Below are 15,619 nucleotides of genomic sequence, written 5' to 3'. Positions count from 1 at the left end.
AATCAGACCACGGCATGACGCGCCACAAAATGTCCGGCGCTGACCTCCACAAGCTTTGCCACTTCCGGTTCGTCGCCCACGGCCCTGACTGGACTGGGTATTTCATCTACCAGCAGCGCTCGCTCGCGGCGGCGATGGCCAGGATCGGCGACCGGCACGGCGGACATCAGCTTGCGCGTGTAAGGATGCTGCGGATTTTCAAAGACGGCCTGGCGCGAACCCATTTCAACAATTTGTCCTAAATACATCACCGCAACGCGATGGCTGATGCGCTCAACCACTGCCATATCATGCGAAATAAACAGGAAAGCAATGCCAAACTCGCGCTGCAAATCCATCATCAGATTGACGATTTGTGCCTGTACGGAAACATCGAGCGCGGAGACGGACTCATCAGCGATAACCACCTTTGGGTTCAGCGCCAGCGCGCGGGCGATACAGATACGCTGCCGCTGGCCGCCGGAAAACTCATGCGGATAGCGGCGGGCGTGTTCCGGCAATAACCCTACTCGCTCAAGCAGCCACGCCACGCGCTCTTCGGCCTGTTTACCTTTTGCCACGCCGTGCACCAGCAGGGGTTCCATAATGGAAAAACCAACCGTCAAGCGGGGATCGAGGGAAGCGTAAGGGTCCTGAAAAATAAACTGAATATCACGACGTAGATGCGATAAGGCTGCGCCGGTTAAATTATCGATACGCTGCCCGTTAAAGGTGATAGTGCCGCCCTGGCTCGCCACCAGACGCAGTAAGGAGCGGCCCGTGGTGGATTTGCCGCAGCCCGACTCGCCCACCAGCGCCAGCGTTTCTCCGGCATAAAGATCGAAACTGACTTTCTCGACGGCATGAACTCGGCGCGTAACGCGGTTCAGGATGCCGCTGCGTATGTCAAAGCGCGTGACCAAATCACGCACTTGTAAAACTGGTTCGCTGTTGGCTACCACCGTATCCTGAATGCTGTCGGGTGCTTCGCCCTCTTCCGGGCTGACAAGCGGAAAGCGAGCGGGGAACGGCTTGCCGTGCATTGCGCCCAGTTTAGGCACGGCGGCCAGTAGCGCTTTAGTATATTCCTGCTGGGGTGCCTGAAAAATGGCGTCGACCGGGCCGGTTTCAATAACGTCGCCGCGATACATGACCTGCACGCGATCGGCCATTTCCGCCACCACGCCCATATCGTGAGTGATAAAAATCACCCCCATCTGCATCTCTTTTTGCAGTACGCGGATCAGCTGTAAAATTTGTGCCTGAATCGTCACGTCCAGCGCCGTGGTTGGCTCGTCGGCAATCAGCAGCGCGGGCCGGCAGGAGAGCGCCATCGCAATCATCACTCGCTGACGCATGCCGCCGGAAAGCTGATGCGGAAAGCGTCCCAGCACGTTTTTCGCTTCAGGAATGCGGACCAGATCCAGCATTCGCTCCGCTTCTTTCAGCGCGTCACGATGGCTCTTACCCTGATGCAGCACGATGGATTCCGCAATCTGGTCGCCGACCGGGAAGACCGGATTCAGGGAAGTCATCGGTTCCTGGAAAATCATTGCCATATCGGCACCGCGCACCGTTCGCAGTCGCGACTGCGACGCGCGGGTAACGTCAATCACTTCGCCGTTGCGCCGCCGCAGCAGAATTTCGCCGCTGTCGATGCGCCCGCCGCCCTGCTCAATTAGCCGCATCAGCGCCAGCGAGGTGACGGATTTTCCTGAACCGGACTCGCCAACAATAGCCAGCGTTTCGCCTCGCCGGACGTCAAGCGACAGGTTTTTAACTGCATGAACGATTTCGCCTTCTTGCGTAAAGCTGACGCTCAACTCTCTGACCGACAATACTTGCCCGGCGGGCAGTTCGCTTCCACTGGCCATCCTGACTCCCTTATTCTTCGCGATAGATACCCACGTTTGGCGCGTCGCCCACGTAGCCAAAACCCCGGTACATGCCTTCGCTGTTGAACGGCAGCGCAATATTGCCTTCGCGATCGATAGCGATGACGCCGCCGCTGCCGCCCAACACTTTGATTTTTTCCATCACCACTCGCTCGCTGGCTTCTTTAAGCGACAGGCCGCCGTATTCCATTAACGCCGCAATATCATAGGCCGCCAGCGTGCGCATAAATATTTCGCCGCTTCCGGTACAGGAAACGGCCACGTTAGCGTTATTGGCATAGCAGCCTGCGCCAACAATGGGTGAGTCGCCTACCCGTCCGGCCTGCTTGTTGGTCATGCCGCCGGTTGAGGTCGCCGCAGCCAGATTACCCTGGCGATCCAGCGCCACCGCGCCTACGGTGCCAAATTTACGATCCGGATCGAGCGGATCGTCCGGGGAAGGCGACGCACCATCGTGATCCAGCATTACCTGTTGCGCAGCAAGCGCACGCTGTAGCTGTTCCCACCTTTCTGGCGTAGAGAAAAAATCGGGCGCAACGGGTGTAAAACCTTGCTCGAGCGCAAAAGCTTCTGCGCCTTCGCCGATAAAAAACAGATGGGGGCTTTTTTCCAGCACGGCCCGTGCCACCAGTATCGGGTTGCGCACCTGTTTCACACCGGCTACCGCGCCGGCATCGAGCGAGCGCCCATCCATAATGCAGGCATCAAGCTCGTGCGTTCCCTGATGGGTAAAGACTGCGCCTTTGCCTGCGTTAAACAACGGACACTCTTCCAGCAGGCGCACAGCCTCCGTTACGGCGTCCAGCGCGCTGCCGCCCTGCGCCAGAATGGCCTGCCCGCTGGCCACAATCGAGGAAAGCGCTTCGATATACTGCCGCTCTTTTTCTACACTCATACTGGCTCGGGCGATGGCGCCTGCGCCGCCGTGGATCGCAATTGCTGCTCTGCTCATTGGTTTACCCTGCGTGCCAAATCGGCAAGAAAAACACGAAGTTAGAATAGTTTTATATAAATGTGACCGTTTTTGACTATAGGCAGGCGGTAAAGTGATGTAAAGCAGAATGTTAAGCGAATCATAATAACGAAAGCTTATGATTTATAACCTGACGATGGCATAACGTGACCCCGCTGACAATTCACGCCATAATAATTGCCATCTGAATTTTTATGCCTGTCTGTAGCACAGGCACACCGAGGACGTTATGGAAGCTTTTACCGCGGGACTGATCTCCCTTGACGATGCGCTGTCTACCATGCTGGCACGCGTTACGCCCGTCACCGAAACAGAAACCCTGCCGTTAACGGCGGCTACAGGCAGAATTACCGCTTCTGCCGTGATTTCCCCCATTAATGTTCCCCCCTTTGCTAATTCTGCGATGGATGGCTATGCCGTACGTCTTGCCGATTTAGCGCTGGAGCAGCCGCTGGCCGTCGCCGGAAAAGCGTTTGCCGGTGCCCCTTTTGACGGCGAATGGCCCGCCGGCAGCTGCGTCCGCATTATGACTGGCGCGCCGGTGCCGCAAGGCACCGATGCCGTGGTAATGCAGGAAGAAACCGAGCAGGCCGACGAGAAAGTACGTTTTCTGGCGAAGGCTAACGCCGGACAAAATATTCGCCTGCCCGGCGAAGATATCGCTCAGGGCAGCAGCGTGCTGGCAGCGGGTATTCGTCTTGGCGCGGCCGAGCTTCCTTTACTTGCTTCGCTGGGCGTCGCGCAAATCACCGTAAAACGTAAGCTGCGCGTGGCGGTGTTTTCAACCGGCGATGAGCTGCAGCCCGTTGGCGAGCCGCTGGCGGCAGGCCAGATTTACGATACCAATCGCTTTGCTGTACGTCTGATGCTGGAAAAACTGGGCTGCGAAACGATCGATCTTGGCATCATCCGCGATAACCAGGCGGCCCTGCGCACAGCCTTTATTACAGCGGACAGCAAAGCCGATGTGGTTATCAGCAGCGGCGGTGTTTCGGTCGGTGAAGCGGACTATACCAAAGCCATGCTGGAAGAGCTTGGCAAGGTTGGCTTCTGGAAGCTGGCCATCAAGCCCGGCAAGCCGTTTGCCTTTGGCCGTCTGCAAAACAGCTGGTTCTGCGGTTTGCCGGGCAATCCCGTTTCTGCCGTGCTGACGTTTTATCAGCTGGTGCAGCCGCTGCTGGCAAAGCTTAGCGGCCTGGCGACTCCTGCTCTGCCGCCGCGTCTACGCGTAAAGAGCGCCGACAACCTGAAAAAAACACCGGGAAGACTCGACTTCCAGCGTGGTCGGCTGGTACGTAATGCACAAGGTGAAGCCGAGGTCCACACTACCGGTGCGCAAGGTTCGCATGTGTTTAGCTCATTCAGCCAGGCGAACTGTTTTATCGTGCTGGAGCGTGAGCGCGGCAATGTCCAGGCCGGAGAATGGGTAGAAGTCGAGCCGTTTAACAGCCTGCTGGAGGGCTAATGAATCCGGAACTCAGCGATGCAGAAATGCTGCGCTATAACCGTCAAATCGTGCTGCGCGGCTTTGATTTTGACGGTCAGGAAAAGCTGAAAGCGTCCCGCGCGCTGATTGTCGGGCTGGGCGGACTGGGCTGTAGCGCCAGCCCTTATCTGGCCTCGGCTGGCGTTGGCCATCTGACGCTGCTGGATTTCGATCGGGTTTCCGTCTCCAATTTACAGCGGCAGATCCTGCATCACGATGCGCAAATCGGTTTGGCCAAAGTGGACTCTGCCCGCCAACAGCTGAGCGACATTAATCCGCATATCAGCATAAAAACCGTCGATCGGCAGCTTGAGGATACGGAGCTGTGCGAGCTGGTTGCTCGTCACGATGTGGTGCTGGACTGTACGGATAATGTAGCCACCCGCGAACAGCTGAATCGCCTCTGCTTCGCCAGCAAAACGCCGCTGGTTTCCGGCGCGGCAATCCGCATGGAAGGCCAGCTTAGCGTTTTTACCTGGCAGGAAACGGAGCCTTGCTATCGTTGTCTGAGCCGCTTGTTCGGCGATGCCGCGCTCAGCTGCGTGGAGGCCGGAGTGATGGCCCCGCTGGTTGGCGTTATAGGTTCTCTCCAGGCGATGGAAACGATCCGGCTGCTGACCCGCTTCGGCGACGGCGTAGCGGGTAAACTGCTAATGTATGATGCGATGACCCTGCAGTTTCGTACTTTAAAGCTGGCGAAAGATCCACACTGTGAAGTTTGCGGAAAATAAGGCCAGACGGACGTCTTATTTTTGCGTCGCCAGCTCCCATTTCTGCCCTTTTCTGGCGTAAAAACAACACATTCTCTCTGCGACCACTATAGTTATATCACTGCGAATTTCGCGCCAGGGAGAATGCCATGAGCGAAGAGCATCACCCGCGCCCGGATGTCAGTATGCATGGCCTGCGCCGCCTGCTGATAATCTTCCTGCTGGTGATTGGAAGTGCCGTTGTGCTGGTAAACGGCTGGGTGGTTTACAGCATCTGGCAGCGCATCGTTAATGAAACCCAGAACGATGCGCATAATCTGTCACAATCGCTTTCACGACAGTCCGAGGATACGATTCTGCCGGTCGAGCTGACCCTGCAGGATCTCCGCGATCGGATCACGCTGGTCGGGCTGGATCCTGAACGCCAGGCCTACCTGCGCACGCTGCTTATGGAACGCAAGGCTTCGCTGCCGCAGCTGCACGGCCTGTTTGTTTACGACAGCCAGGGCAACTGGGTGTTAACTTCCGAGGGGATGTTTGACCAGCGCCGCAATAATGCCGACCGCGCCTACTTCAAATATCATCAGCAGCACAGCGATCTTGATTTGCATATTGATGAAGTTATCCGCAGCCGCAGCACCGGCGATTTGATTATTCCTTTATCGATGCGGCTGAATAATCGCGATGGCTCATTCAGAGGGGTGCTGCTGGCAACGCTGCGCCTTGACTATTTTCGCCAGACGTTTGGCTACTATAATCTGGGCGAGCGTGGCCTGCTGGCGCTAATGACCCATACGGGCAATATTCTCTACGTTCGGCCTTTTGCCAACGAGCTGGTTAACCGCAATATTTCTGATAGTCCACTGTTCAAGCATCTGCTGAAAACCTCTACCAGCGGCACGGCAACCTATAAGGCGGCGGTAGATGGACTTGAGCGCGTTTTTGGCTATGCCAGCCTGAAACGTTATCCGCTGGTGGTAGCGGTGGGCTACGATAAACAACAGCTGGTGCAGGCCTGGTTAACGGAGCTGGTGGCTTATCTGACGCTGTGCGCCTTGCTGCTGGCGGTCATCGCCGCGCTGGGTTGGCTGCTGATGCGCAATATCGGCCATACCATCCGCGATCAGGAAGAGCTGGCGATGGCGCGCGATCGCCTGGCGATAATGAACCGCACGCTGCAAACGCTGGCGCTGGTGGACAGCCTTACCGGCCTGGCAAACCGCCGACAGTTCGATCTCTATCTCGACCGTAGCCTTGAGCGAGCCAATAACCTGCGCGCGCCGCTGGCGCTGTTAATGATTGACGTCGACTCTTTTAAGCGCTTTAACGATACCTATGGTCATCTTGCCGGTGACGAATGCTTAAAGTATGTTGGCAACGCGTTACAAAGCGTTGATCATCACGCCGACGATCTGATTGCACGCTATGGCGGTGAAGAGTTTGCCGTAATCCTTTGTGATTGCGAAGCGGAAACCGCGCTGCGTCTGGCCCATGCTGTCAGAGAAGCCGTCGCCGCCTTGCAAATCCCTCATCGCAACAGTGAAAATGAGGCCAGAGTAGTTACGATTAGCGTGGGGGTTCACGTTATTCAGCGTAGCCAGAAGGAAGATCGTCAGACGCTGATAAGCCAGGCCGATAAAGCCCTGTATCAGGCAAAAACGGGCGGAAGAAATCGGGTAGAGATAGTGTAATAATTACCAGAAATCGTCTGTTTTTTGTCCTCCCTCATTTTTTCATCACTGTTAATCCCCTACTCTTTCCCGGCCAGCAAAGCATTAACTGGCGCAACCTTTTGCATGCTATCGACTGGCAACCACTACAGGAGTAACGTAAGCACACAAGGAAGAGCAACATGGAGAGTTATCTGTACCTGGAGGATATGGACGATTTTTGGCCTGAAGAAAAGGAATATGGAGGCGACATGGATAATCTGGAACAGCGCGTTGAGCGGCTTGAAAAAGATACGCAGCAGATCAAGCTCGATCTGGCGGTATTAACTTCTCGTTCGGAGAATTTTGCTACTAAGGCCGACGTTGCGGAGCTTAAAGCCGAACTGGTGCAGGAAATAGTGGCCAGCGAAGTGCGCACTAATGCTAAATTCGAAAGAATTGATGAAAAGTTTCAAAGAATTGATGAAAAATTCGAAAGGATAGATAAAAGGTTTGACGACCTCAACAACAGAATTTTATGGACGCTAATGGTGCCGGCCCTCACGGCCATTCTCTTGTGGTTTGTAAAAACCGCCATCCTGAAAATCTGAACGCAACATTGACCTGAGCCAGGTGGCTCAATAAGGCGGAGCAGATGCCCCGCCTCAGGCTGCCAACAAACATCACGCGCTTTACCGGCGGCCCTTTTATAAGGTTTAGAAAATACCCTGGCTGCGCAGGTAATCTTCGTAGTTACCGGTAAAGTCTTTCACTTTGCCTGGCGTCATCTCAATCACGCGCGTTGCCAGCGAGCTAACAAACTCACGGTCGTGAGAAACGAAGATCAGCGTGCCTTCATACATCTCCAGCGCCATATTCAGCGCCTCGATGGATTCCATATCCAGGTGGTTGGTTGGCTCATCCATAATCAGCACGTTCGGTTTTTCCATCATCAGCTTACCAAACAGCATGCGGCCTTTTTCACCACCGGACAGCACCTTCGCTGGCTTTTTGATGTCGTCCTGGCTAAACAGCAGACGACCAAGAATACTGCGTACAGCCTGCTCGTCATCGCCTTCCTGCATCCACTGGCTCATCCAGTCGAAAACGGTCAGATCGTTAGCAAAATCATGGGCATGGTCCTGAGCATAATAACCAACGCGCGCATTTTCCGACCACTTGACCGTGCCGTTATCCGGTTGCAGCTCGCCCACCAGCGTTTTCAGCAGGGTCGATTTACCAATACCGTTAGGGCCGATAATCGCCAGCTTTTCACCCACTTCCAGCAGCAGATCGAGGTTTTTAAACAGCGGCCCCTGGTCGAAACCTTTCGTCAGTGACTGTAACTCCAGCGCGTTACGGAACAGCTTTTTATCCTGCTCGAAACGAATAAACGGGTTCTGGCGGCTGGAGGCTTTCACCTCATCCAGCTTGATCTTATCAATCTGTTTAGCACGCGAGGTTGCCTGACGAGATTTTGAGGCGTTGGCGCTGAAGCGGCTAACAAAGGATTGCAGTTCGTTAATCTGCGCCTTTTTCTTGGCGTTATCCGCCAGCAGACGTTCACGTGCCTGGGTGGCCGCCGTCATGTATTCATCGTAGTTGCCCGGATAAACACGCAGCTCGCCGTAGTCCAGATCGGCCATGTGCGTACAGACCATGTTCAGGAAGTGACGGTCGTGCGAAATAATAATCATGGTACTGTTACGTTCGTTCAGCACCTGCTCCAGCCAGCGAATAGTATCGATGTCCAGGTTGTTGGTTGGTTCGTCAAGCAGCAGAATTTCCGGATTGGAAAACAGCGCCTGCGCCAGCAGCACACGCAGCTTCCAGCCGGGCGCCACTTCGCTCATCGGGCCATAGTGCTGCTCAAGCGGAATACCCACGCCTAATAGCAGTTCACCGGCGCGAGACTCGGCGGTATAACCATCCATTTCGCCATACTTTTCTTCCAGGTCGGCAACCTTATAGCCATCTTCTTCGCTCATTTCTGGCAAAGCGTAAATACGGTCGCGTTCTTCTTTAACGGCCCACAGTTCACCGTGGCCCATAATGACCGTATCCAGCACGGAATATTGTTCGAAAGCGAACTGATCCTGGCGAAGCTTACCGATACGTTCATTCGGATCGAGGGAAACGTTACCCGCCGATGGCACAAGGTCGCCGCCGAGGATTTTCATAAAGGTGGACTTGCCGCTACCGTTGGCACCGATCAGGCCATAGCGGTTGCCGCCGCCAAATTTGACAGAGATGTTTTCGAACAGCGGCTTACTGCCAAACTGCATGGTGACGTTGCTGGAAACTAGCACAGGATAGCCTTTCATTTGCGATGGGATAATATCAGCGCGTATTATGCCAAAAAAAAGGGGCGGCGAATACACCGCCACCCCCTCAAGCCTTGCGTTTTCGCTAATGGCTTTCCGCTTTGCGTTTTGGCGCAGGCAGAGGCCGAGCCTCACCGTCGCTGCTTAGCCAGTCATGCAGATAGTGCTCAATCTGCTCCAGGCTGCGGTTACGCGTTTCCGGCACGCATTTAATGACGAACGCCGCGCCAAACAGGCCGATAAAGGCGAAGATAAAGAAGGCGCCAGCCAGCCCTACCTTCGCCAGCAAGACAGGGAAAACCAGCGAGATAAGGAAATTAGCAATCCACATGGCGAATACCGCGCCGCCCATAAAGATGCCGCGCAGGCGGGTCGGGAAGATTTCGGAAAGCAGCAGCCAGGTTACCGGCGACAGCGCACCCTGCTGGAAACTGAGAAACATCAGCATACCCAGCAGCACCAGATAGCTGCGCATCACATCAACCTGGCCATTAATTGTTTCCGGCATAAAGTAGCTGATGCAACCGATAAACAGCAGGCAGGCAGTACAGCCAAACTGGCCGATCATTGTCATAGTACGGCGGCCCAGACGGCCAAGCAGCCAGATGCCGACAAAGGTCATCAAGACAGAAATAGCGCCGTTGGCGATAGTGGCAAACAGCGCCGCATCGGTACTCATCCCTGCCGCTTTCAACATGGTAGGCGCGTAATACATGATGGTGTTCACACCGGAAAGCTGCTGAATAACCGCCACGCCAATACCGATTAAAAACAGTTTGAACAGCCAGGGCTTGCGTAACTCTTTCAGGCTGGGTTTATTTCTGTTTTCCTCTTCGCTGAGCGTTTCTTCAATTTCCGTCAGTTCCCATTCAACATCACTTTTTGCTCGCGTACGCTCCAGTACCTTGCGCGCTTCCGCCAGGCGACCTTTCATCGCATACCAGCGTGGCGTATCAGGCATAAACATCATACCAAACCACAGCGCGACGGCGGGCACGGTCGCAATCGCCAGCATCCAGCGCCAGGTATTTTCACCGCCCCAGGCCGCATTAAAGCCAGCGTTGGACATATAGGCCAGCATTTGCCCGGAGACGATCATCAGCTCTTGCAAGGTAACCAGCTGGCCGCGCTTGTTAGCGGGCGCAATTTCAGCAATGTAGACCGGGACGGTCGCTGAAGCGCCGCCTACCGCTACGCCTAACACCAGGCGGAAGAAAATCATCCAGTGCACGTCAGGTGCCAGCGAAGTTCCCAGCGCACCGATCGCAAAGATAACTGCGAGAACAATAATGATTTTCTTCCGCCCGGCTGCCGCAGCATAATGCCCGGAAATCAGTGCGCCAAACGCGGCACCGAACAGCAGCGAACTGGTGACGAGCCCGGTAGTAAAAGGCGTCAAGTGCAGCTCCGTGCCCATAAACAGAAGCGCGCCGGAGATCACGCCCGTATCGTAGCCAAACAGTAATCCACCCAGCGTAGCAATAAGGGCAATAACCTTAACAAAAGGCTCCGTTCGCGACGTGCTGTTGGGTCCAGATGCCCGACTGGGCGTGAGATATTGTTCTTTCGGCATGATTATCGACCTCTTATCGTTATTCACAGGTCAGGCTGGCAGGAGCGGGCAGCCTGGTGTCTTTCCCAGGCCTTTAACTTAGTCTTTTTCTTTCATTTAAAAAAACAATGAAAATTAAATTTTGCGGCACAGCTCTCATCACCTGGTCAGATTTGTGACGCAAGTATCATAAATAGACCTTATATTTCCGCTTTCACTGACCTGGCTCCAGGAAAATTTGAAATGACCTACCCTGCCTTTTAAAATTTATATTCCACAACAATGGAAAGTATTCACTATTATTTCGAAAAGAAGGAGCTGCTTTAACCGGCCAGAAAGTTGACGGCAGCCAACAACGCTGCCTGAAAGAGCGAGCAAGTTTCGGCCGCAGCGGCAATAAAGCTGCCTGAAAGAGCGAGCCAGTTTCAGCCACAGCGGCAATAACTCTGCCTGAAAGAACGAGAAAATTTCAGCCGCAGCAGTAATAAAGCTGCCTGAAAGAATGAGAAAGTTTCAGCCGCAGCGGCAATAAAGCTGGCCAGGCATCATGAAGAGGTGCGGACAGAGTAGCCTGGAAAAGACGGGTAAATATCGAAAGCGAAAAATTGAGTAATAAAAAGGATGGGCGATAAGCAAGAAGTTATCGCCCGCCCGTTAACGCTTACCTTGCGGGCACATCGCCTGTTTCCGCAGGGCCAAACACGGAATAGTCAGGTAGCTTCACATTCTGGTAAAGCTCCCAGCCGCCGCCAAGCGCCTTGTAAAGCGCGACCAGATCCAGGCTGGACTGAACCCTGGCTGAAGCAGCCTGCTGCTTCGCCTGGGACAGCTGACGCTGCGCGGTCAGGGCGTCGATAAACGAAGAAAGGCCCTTACCATAGCTATCATTCGCCAAATTAAAGGCGTTTTGCAGCGCGTCGACCGTTTGATCAAGGCCTTCGACCTGCTGCTGGTCGGTACGATAGCTAACCAGCGCATTTTCTACATCCTGGAGCGCCGTCAGCACGGTTTGCCGATAGCCCAGCGCGGCATTGGCCTGCTCTGCCCTTGCCAGCTTCACGCCGGAAACCAGGCGACCGCCCTGGAAGATGGGCAGGGAAACCGACGCGCCATAGGTGTAAAAATGGCTGCTCCAGTTGTCCAGATAGCTGGCGTCGGTATTGCGCAGGCCAAACTGGCCGGTCAGCGAGAAGTCAGGAAACAGCTGTGCAACGGAGACGCCGATATTGGCCGTCGCTTCATGCAGACGGGCTTCCGCCTGACGCACGTCCGGACGACGCCGCGCCAGCGTAGAGGGCAGCCCGACGGCCACCTCTTTTGGCAAGGCCGGCAGCGCTTTAGGTGCGGCAAGCTCTGCATCCAGCATGCCTGGCGGCTTACCGATCAGCACCGCCAGCCCGTTCATCGCCTGATGAATTTGCGCTTCATACTGCGGCAGTTGCGCCTGCAGGGAGTGTAGCTGCGCACGAGCGTTTTCCACGTCCATCTGCGGCGCAAGCCCGTTACGCTGCTGGCTTTGCGTCAGCTCCAGCGTCTGCTGCGCGACTTCAAGCTGCGTTTGCAGGGTCTGGCTAATCAACTGCGCGCCGCGCAGCTGCAAATAGGTTCGCGCCACTTCCGCTTCAAGAGAAACCAGCGCATCGTTGCGGCTCTCCAGCGACTCCTGCTGCTGCGCGCCTGCGGCCTCAACCTGACGTCGTACCCTGCCCCAGAGGTCCAGTTCCCAGGACGCGTCAAAGCTACCCTGATACAGGCCAACCGGTTCTGTCAGCTCATTCAGTGCCGAACTCACGTCGGCATCGGTATTCGCCGCGTCAAGCTGTTGGTAAACGCCATTTGATTCCAGTTCCCCCTTCAGGCCAAGCTGCTGGCGCTGCGCCGACGCTTTACCATTCACTGAAGGAAACCAGGCACCGCGCGCCTGATTAAGCTGCTGACGCGAGCCGGCGATACGCAGCACGGCCTGCTGCAGACTCAGGTTTCCGGCGATAGCGCGGTCAATCAGGCTGTTTAACTGCGGATCGTTAAAAGATTTCCACCAGCCCGGATTGGTCACGGTAGCCTGCGGCTTTGAGGCGCGATCCGACGCCAGCGAGTTAAACGATGACGGCGTGGCGGCTTTGGGCGGCTGGTAGTCAGGCCCGACGGTACAGGCCGATAGCGTAATAGTCGCAACCAGCAGCACGCCGAGTCGCGAACGCGTAAACAAAGGAGAAACGTTCATGTCAGTGTGCTCCTGCACTGCCCTCGCTCTTAATCGGCGCAAGCAGTAAACAAAATGGAATAAGAACCAGGGCGAGAATACTCAGGCCCATAAATACGTCGATATAGGCCAGAATGCGCGCCTGGGCAATCATCTCTTTATAGAGCTGTCCGGTCGCCACGGTGACCGGATCGCCAACGGCGGAAGTAAAGTCCCTGACTCCCTGCGCCCAGCGTTCTACCGTCAGGTTGAACGGCTCGTTCAGCGGCGTCATGTTATGCACCATGCTTGCGCTACGAGCCTGCTCACGTTCAGTGATCATCGCGGTGGAAAGCGAAATGCCGATTGAGCCCGCTACGTTACGACACATGGTAAACAGCGCCGAGGCGTCCGCATTCAGTTTTTGCGGAATAGTGACAAAAGCCACGGTTGTCAGCGGTACAAACAGGAAGCCAAGCCCGATAGTTTGCGCGCTACGCATCATCACCAGCGTGGTAAAGTCGATATTCGGCGCCAGCTTTGCCGAGTAGATAAAAGAGACGAACAGGCAGGTAAAGCCGAAAGCGATAATCCAGCGGGTCTGCACGATCGGCATCAGTTTCAGCACCAGCGGAATCGTCAGGACAATCAGCACCGCTCCGGGCGAAAGCACCAGCCCGGACCAGGTTGCGGTATAGCCCAGATCCTGCTGCGCCAGCTGCGGAATCACCACCGAGCTGCCATACAGTATCGCTGCCATGCCGGACATCAGCAGACTGGCGACGGCAAAGTTACGGTCTTTCAGCACGTGCAGATCCACTACCGGCTTTTTGGCATACAGCAGCCAGTAAGCCGCGCCGACCAGCCCGATTGCGCTCATAATGGCAAAGGTAATAATAAACGGCGAGCTAAACCAGTCGTCGTCTTCGCCCCGGTCCAGAAACACCTGCAAACAGCCAAGTCCCAGCGTAATCAGGCTAATGCCGATATAGTCGATAGAGAGCTTGCCCTTCGCCATTTTGCGTTCCCACGGCGGATCTTCCAGCAGCTGATAGATAGCCAGCACGCTAAGGATCCCAACCGGGATGTTGATAAAGAATACCCAGCGCCAGCTGTAGTTATCGGTAATCCAGCCGCCCAGGGTTGGGCCAAGCACCGGCGCCACGATAATAGCAATGGATGACAGGCCAAAAGCCTTGCCGCGATCTTCCGGTTTGAAGTAATCCAACAGCACCGACTGCTGTACTGGCTGTAGCCCGCCGCCAAAAAACCCTTGCAGCACCCTGAACAGAATGATCTGCCAAAGCTCGGTGGCAATGCCGCACAGGAACGAACAGACGGTAAACATCACAATACAGATCAAAAAGAACTGTTTACGACCGAAAACGCGACTCAGAAAAGCCGAGATAGGCAGCACGATACCGTTCGCCACCAGATAGGAAGTCAGCACCCAGGTTGATTCATCGTAGCTGGACGACAGCGAACCGGCGACGTGCGGCAGCGCCACGTTAACGATGGTGGTGTCCAGGATCTCCATGAACACCGCCAGCGTTACGGTCATGGCGACAAGCCAGGGATTGCTGGCCGGCTTCCAGCTCTGGCCCTGACTCATTCCACGGTTACCTCAGGTTCTACCGACAGGCCCAAAGGCAGCGGTTTATCAGGGTTTAGACCTTTATCAATCACAATTTTTACCGGGACGCGCTGCACAATCTTCACGTAGTTGCCGGTGGCATTTTCCGACGGGAAGGTAGAGAAGCGCGAGCCGGAACCCATCTGAATGCTGTCCACATGACCTTCCAGCTTCATATCCGGCCAGGCGTCTACGGAAATTTTCACCTTGTCGCCAGGGTTCATGCGTTCTAACTGGGACTCTTTAAAGTTGGCGGTGATCCAGACATTTGGCGAGACCAGCGAGAAAAGCGAAGTGCCAGCCTGCACCAGCGTACCGACCTGTACATTACGTTTGGTGACAAAACCGTCGTAAGGCGCACGCACCTCGGTATAGGAAAGATTCAGGTTCGCCGTATTTAACTGCGCCTTCGCCTGCTCAACCTGCTGCTGGCGCGCTTCAACGTTAGTTTCCTGCTGGCGAATTTGTAGCTGAATTTGCGAAGCCACCTCAACCTGAGCCTGGGCGCTTTGCAGTTCGGCCTTCGCGCTTCTTAACTGAGCGCTGGCAGCATCGATGTTACGTTGCGAAGTGGCGCGAGGATCGACGCCGCGCTGGCGTTTGTAATCTTCCTGCGCATTAAGATAGTTGGCTTGCGCCTTAGCCTGCTGCGCCAGCGCCTGATCTTTCTGCGCCGGATACTGCACGCGAGAAAGCGCCAGCTGCGCCTGAGCCTGATGCAGCTGAGCGATAGCCAGACCAAGCTGTGCCTGCGCCTGGTCGCGCTGCGCCTGATTATCCTGCGGATCGATAACGACCAGCAGATCGCCCTTTTTCACCCGCTGGTTATCGGTAACCAGCAGTTTAGTGACGTAGCCGGAAGCTTTAGGCGCAATGGTAACGGCGTCCGATTCAGTGAAGGCATCGTCCGTCGTCTCAATATTGCGACCGGTAAACCAGAAGTAGAAGCCGACAATAACCATGACCACCACAACGATGGCAAGAATGATCAGGGGTTTTTTACCCGGGCGTTTACGCTCCGGCTGCTCGTCTTCGTTCTGCTTTTTGTCCTGCTGTTGGTTATTATCCTGACCACCGTTTGCCGCAGGGTCATGCTGATGACGCGGATCTACGTCCGAGGAAGAATTTGATTGATTAGCCATAGTTCTCATCAGGTTACGGCGGGCTCAAACCGAGCCCGCAAGATTAACGCTGTTATAAACATAGGGCTTAAATTGACAAATGCCAGTGTTTCTT

11 protein-coding genes are annotated in these 15,619 nt (G+C 55.2%); 4 read left to right on the top strand and 7 right to left on the bottom strand.

The features are described from left to right. Nucleotides 1-2: 2 nt before the first annotated feature. A complete protein-coding gene (gene gsiA / locus KUE00_RS13885; protein WP_246760488.1) occupies nucleotides 3-1,853 on the bottom strand; it encodes a glutathione ABC transporter ATP-binding protein GsiA in 1,851 nt (616 codons plus the stop codon). Between the two features lie 10 nt (nucleotides 1,854-1,863). After that, on the bottom strand, nucleotides 1,864-2,826 hold the full coding sequence (locus tag KUE00_RS13880) for an isoaspartyl peptidase/L-asparaginase (RefSeq protein WP_246760487.1): 963 nt from the start codon (nucleotides 2,824-2,826) through the stop codon (nucleotides 1,864-1,866). 250 nt (nucleotides 2,827-3,076) lie between these two features. Between KUE00_RS13880 and moeA the strand changes: the two genes are divergently transcribed. The 4 genes from moeA to KUE00_RS13860 all read left to right on the top strand — a co-directional run bounded on the left by moeA (nucleotide 3,077) and on the right by KUE00_RS13860 (nucleotide 7,303). Next, nucleotides 3,077-4,312 carry a molybdopterin molybdotransferase MoeA gene (gene moeA / locus KUE00_RS13875; protein WP_246760486.1) on the top strand — a complete coding sequence of 412 codons (1,236 nt, stop codon included), beginning with the start codon at nucleotides 3,077-3,079 and terminating at the stop codon, nucleotides 4,310-4,312. Then, nucleotides 4,312-5,064: a molybdopterin-synthase adenylyltransferase MoeB gene (gene moeB / locus KUE00_RS13870; RefSeq protein WP_246760485.1), complete on the top strand. Its 753-nt coding sequence runs from the start codon at nucleotides 4,312-4,314 to the stop codon at nucleotides 5,062-5,064. The genes moeA and moeB overlap by 1 nt, the downstream gene beginning before the upstream one ends. Nucleotides 5,065-5,192: 128 nt before the next feature. After that, on the top strand, nucleotides 5,193-6,734 hold the full coding sequence (locus tag KUE00_RS13865) for a GGDEF domain-containing protein (RefSeq protein WP_246760484.1): 1,542 nt from the start codon (nucleotides 5,193-5,195) through the stop codon (nucleotides 6,732-6,734). 161 nt (nucleotides 6,735-6,895) lie between these two features. Then, nucleotides 6,896-7,303 (top strand): hypothetical protein, encoded by a 408-nt coding sequence (locus KUE00_RS13860; RefSeq protein ID WP_246760483.1) that lies wholly within the window; start codon nucleotides 6,896-6,898, stop codon nucleotides 7,301-7,303. 105 nt (nucleotides 7,304-7,408) lie between these two features. Here KUE00_RS13860 and KUE00_RS13855 read toward each other — a convergent pair whose 3' ends face one another. From KUE00_RS13855 to KUE00_RS13835, 5 genes are all read right to left on the bottom strand, one after another. Beyond that, nucleotides 7,409-9,001, bottom strand: coding sequence for an ABC-F family ATPase (locus KUE00_RS13855; RefSeq protein WP_246760482.1), 1,593 nt, complete (start codon nucleotides 8,999-9,001; stop codon nucleotides 7,409-7,411). A 100-nt stretch (nucleotides 9,002-9,101) separates the two neighbouring features. After that, nucleotides 9,102-10,589: a sugar porter family MFS transporter gene (locus KUE00_RS13850; RefSeq protein WP_246760481.1), complete on the bottom strand. Its 1,488-nt coding sequence runs from the start codon at nucleotides 10,587-10,589 to the stop codon at nucleotides 9,102-9,104. 640 nt (nucleotides 10,590-11,229) lie between these two features. Next, on the bottom strand, nucleotides 11,230-12,792 hold the full coding sequence (locus KUE00_RS13845; RefSeq protein WP_246760480.1) for an efflux transporter outer membrane subunit: 1,563 nt from the start codon (nucleotides 12,790-12,792) through the stop codon (nucleotides 11,230-11,232). A 1-nt stretch (nucleotide 12,793) separates the two neighbouring features. Beyond that, nucleotides 12,794-14,362, bottom strand: a complete 1,569-nt coding sequence (locus KUE00_RS13840) for a DHA2 family efflux MFS transporter permease subunit (RefSeq protein ID WP_246760479.1) — start codon at nucleotides 14,360-14,362, stop codon at nucleotides 12,794-12,796. Continuing rightward, a complete protein-coding gene (locus KUE00_RS13835) occupies nucleotides 14,359-15,534 on the bottom strand; it encodes an HlyD family secretion protein (protein WP_246760478.1) in 1,176 nt (391 codons plus the stop codon). Before KUE00_RS13835 ends, KUE00_RS13840 begins: the two co-directional genes overlap by 4 nt. Nucleotides 15,535-15,619 lie beyond the last annotated feature (85 nt).

Source organism: Erwinia phyllosphaerae (genome assembly GCF_019132875.1).
In the GTDB taxonomy this organism is placed as follows: Bacteria; Pseudomonadota; Gammaproteobacteria; order Enterobacterales; family Enterobacteriaceae; genus Erwinia; species Erwinia phyllosphaerae.
Note: the sequence above shows the minus strand (reverse complement) of the source record. Positions and strands in the feature narration are given on the sequence as shown.

Excerpts from the sequence above, each read along its gene's own strand:
- moeB (WP_246760485.1), top strand. The coding sequence starts at position 4,312 with ATGAATCCGGAACTCAGCGATGCAGAAATGCTGCGCTATAACCGTCAA.
- gsiA (WP_246760488.1), bottom strand. The coding sequence starts at position 1,853 with ATGGCCAGTGGAAGCGAACTGCCCGCCGGGCAAGTATTGTCGGTCAGA.
- KUE00_RS13840 (WP_246760479.1), bottom strand. The coding sequence starts at position 14,362 with ATGAGTCAGGGCCAGAGCTGGAAGCCGGCCAGCAATCCCTGGCTTGTC.
- KUE00_RS13865 (WP_246760484.1), top strand. The coding sequence starts at position 5,193 with ATGAGCGAAGAGCATCACCCGCGCCCGGATGTCAGTATGCATGGCCTG.
- KUE00_RS13845 (WP_246760480.1), bottom strand. The coding sequence starts at position 12,792 with ATGAACGTTTCTCCTTTGTTTACGCGTTCGCGACTCGGCGTGCTGCTG.
- KUE00_RS13860 (WP_246760483.1), top strand. The coding sequence starts at position 6,896 with ATGGAGAGTTATCTGTACCTGGAGGATATGGACGATTTTTGGCCTGAA.
- KUE00_RS13880 (WP_246760487.1), bottom strand. The coding sequence starts at position 2,826 with ATGAGCAGAGCAGCAATTGCGATCCACGGCGGCGCAGGCGCCATCGCC.
- moeA (WP_246760486.1), top strand. The coding sequence starts at position 3,077 with ATGGAAGCTTTTACCGCGGGACTGATCTCCCTTGACGATGCGCTGTCT.
- KUE00_RS13835 (WP_246760478.1), bottom strand. The coding sequence starts at position 15,534 with ATGAGAACTATGGCTAATCAATCAAATTCTTCCTCGGACGTAGATCCG.
- KUE00_RS13850 (WP_246760481.1), bottom strand. The coding sequence starts at position 10,589 with ATGCCGAAAGAACAATATCTCACGCCCAGTCGGGCATCTGGACCCAAC.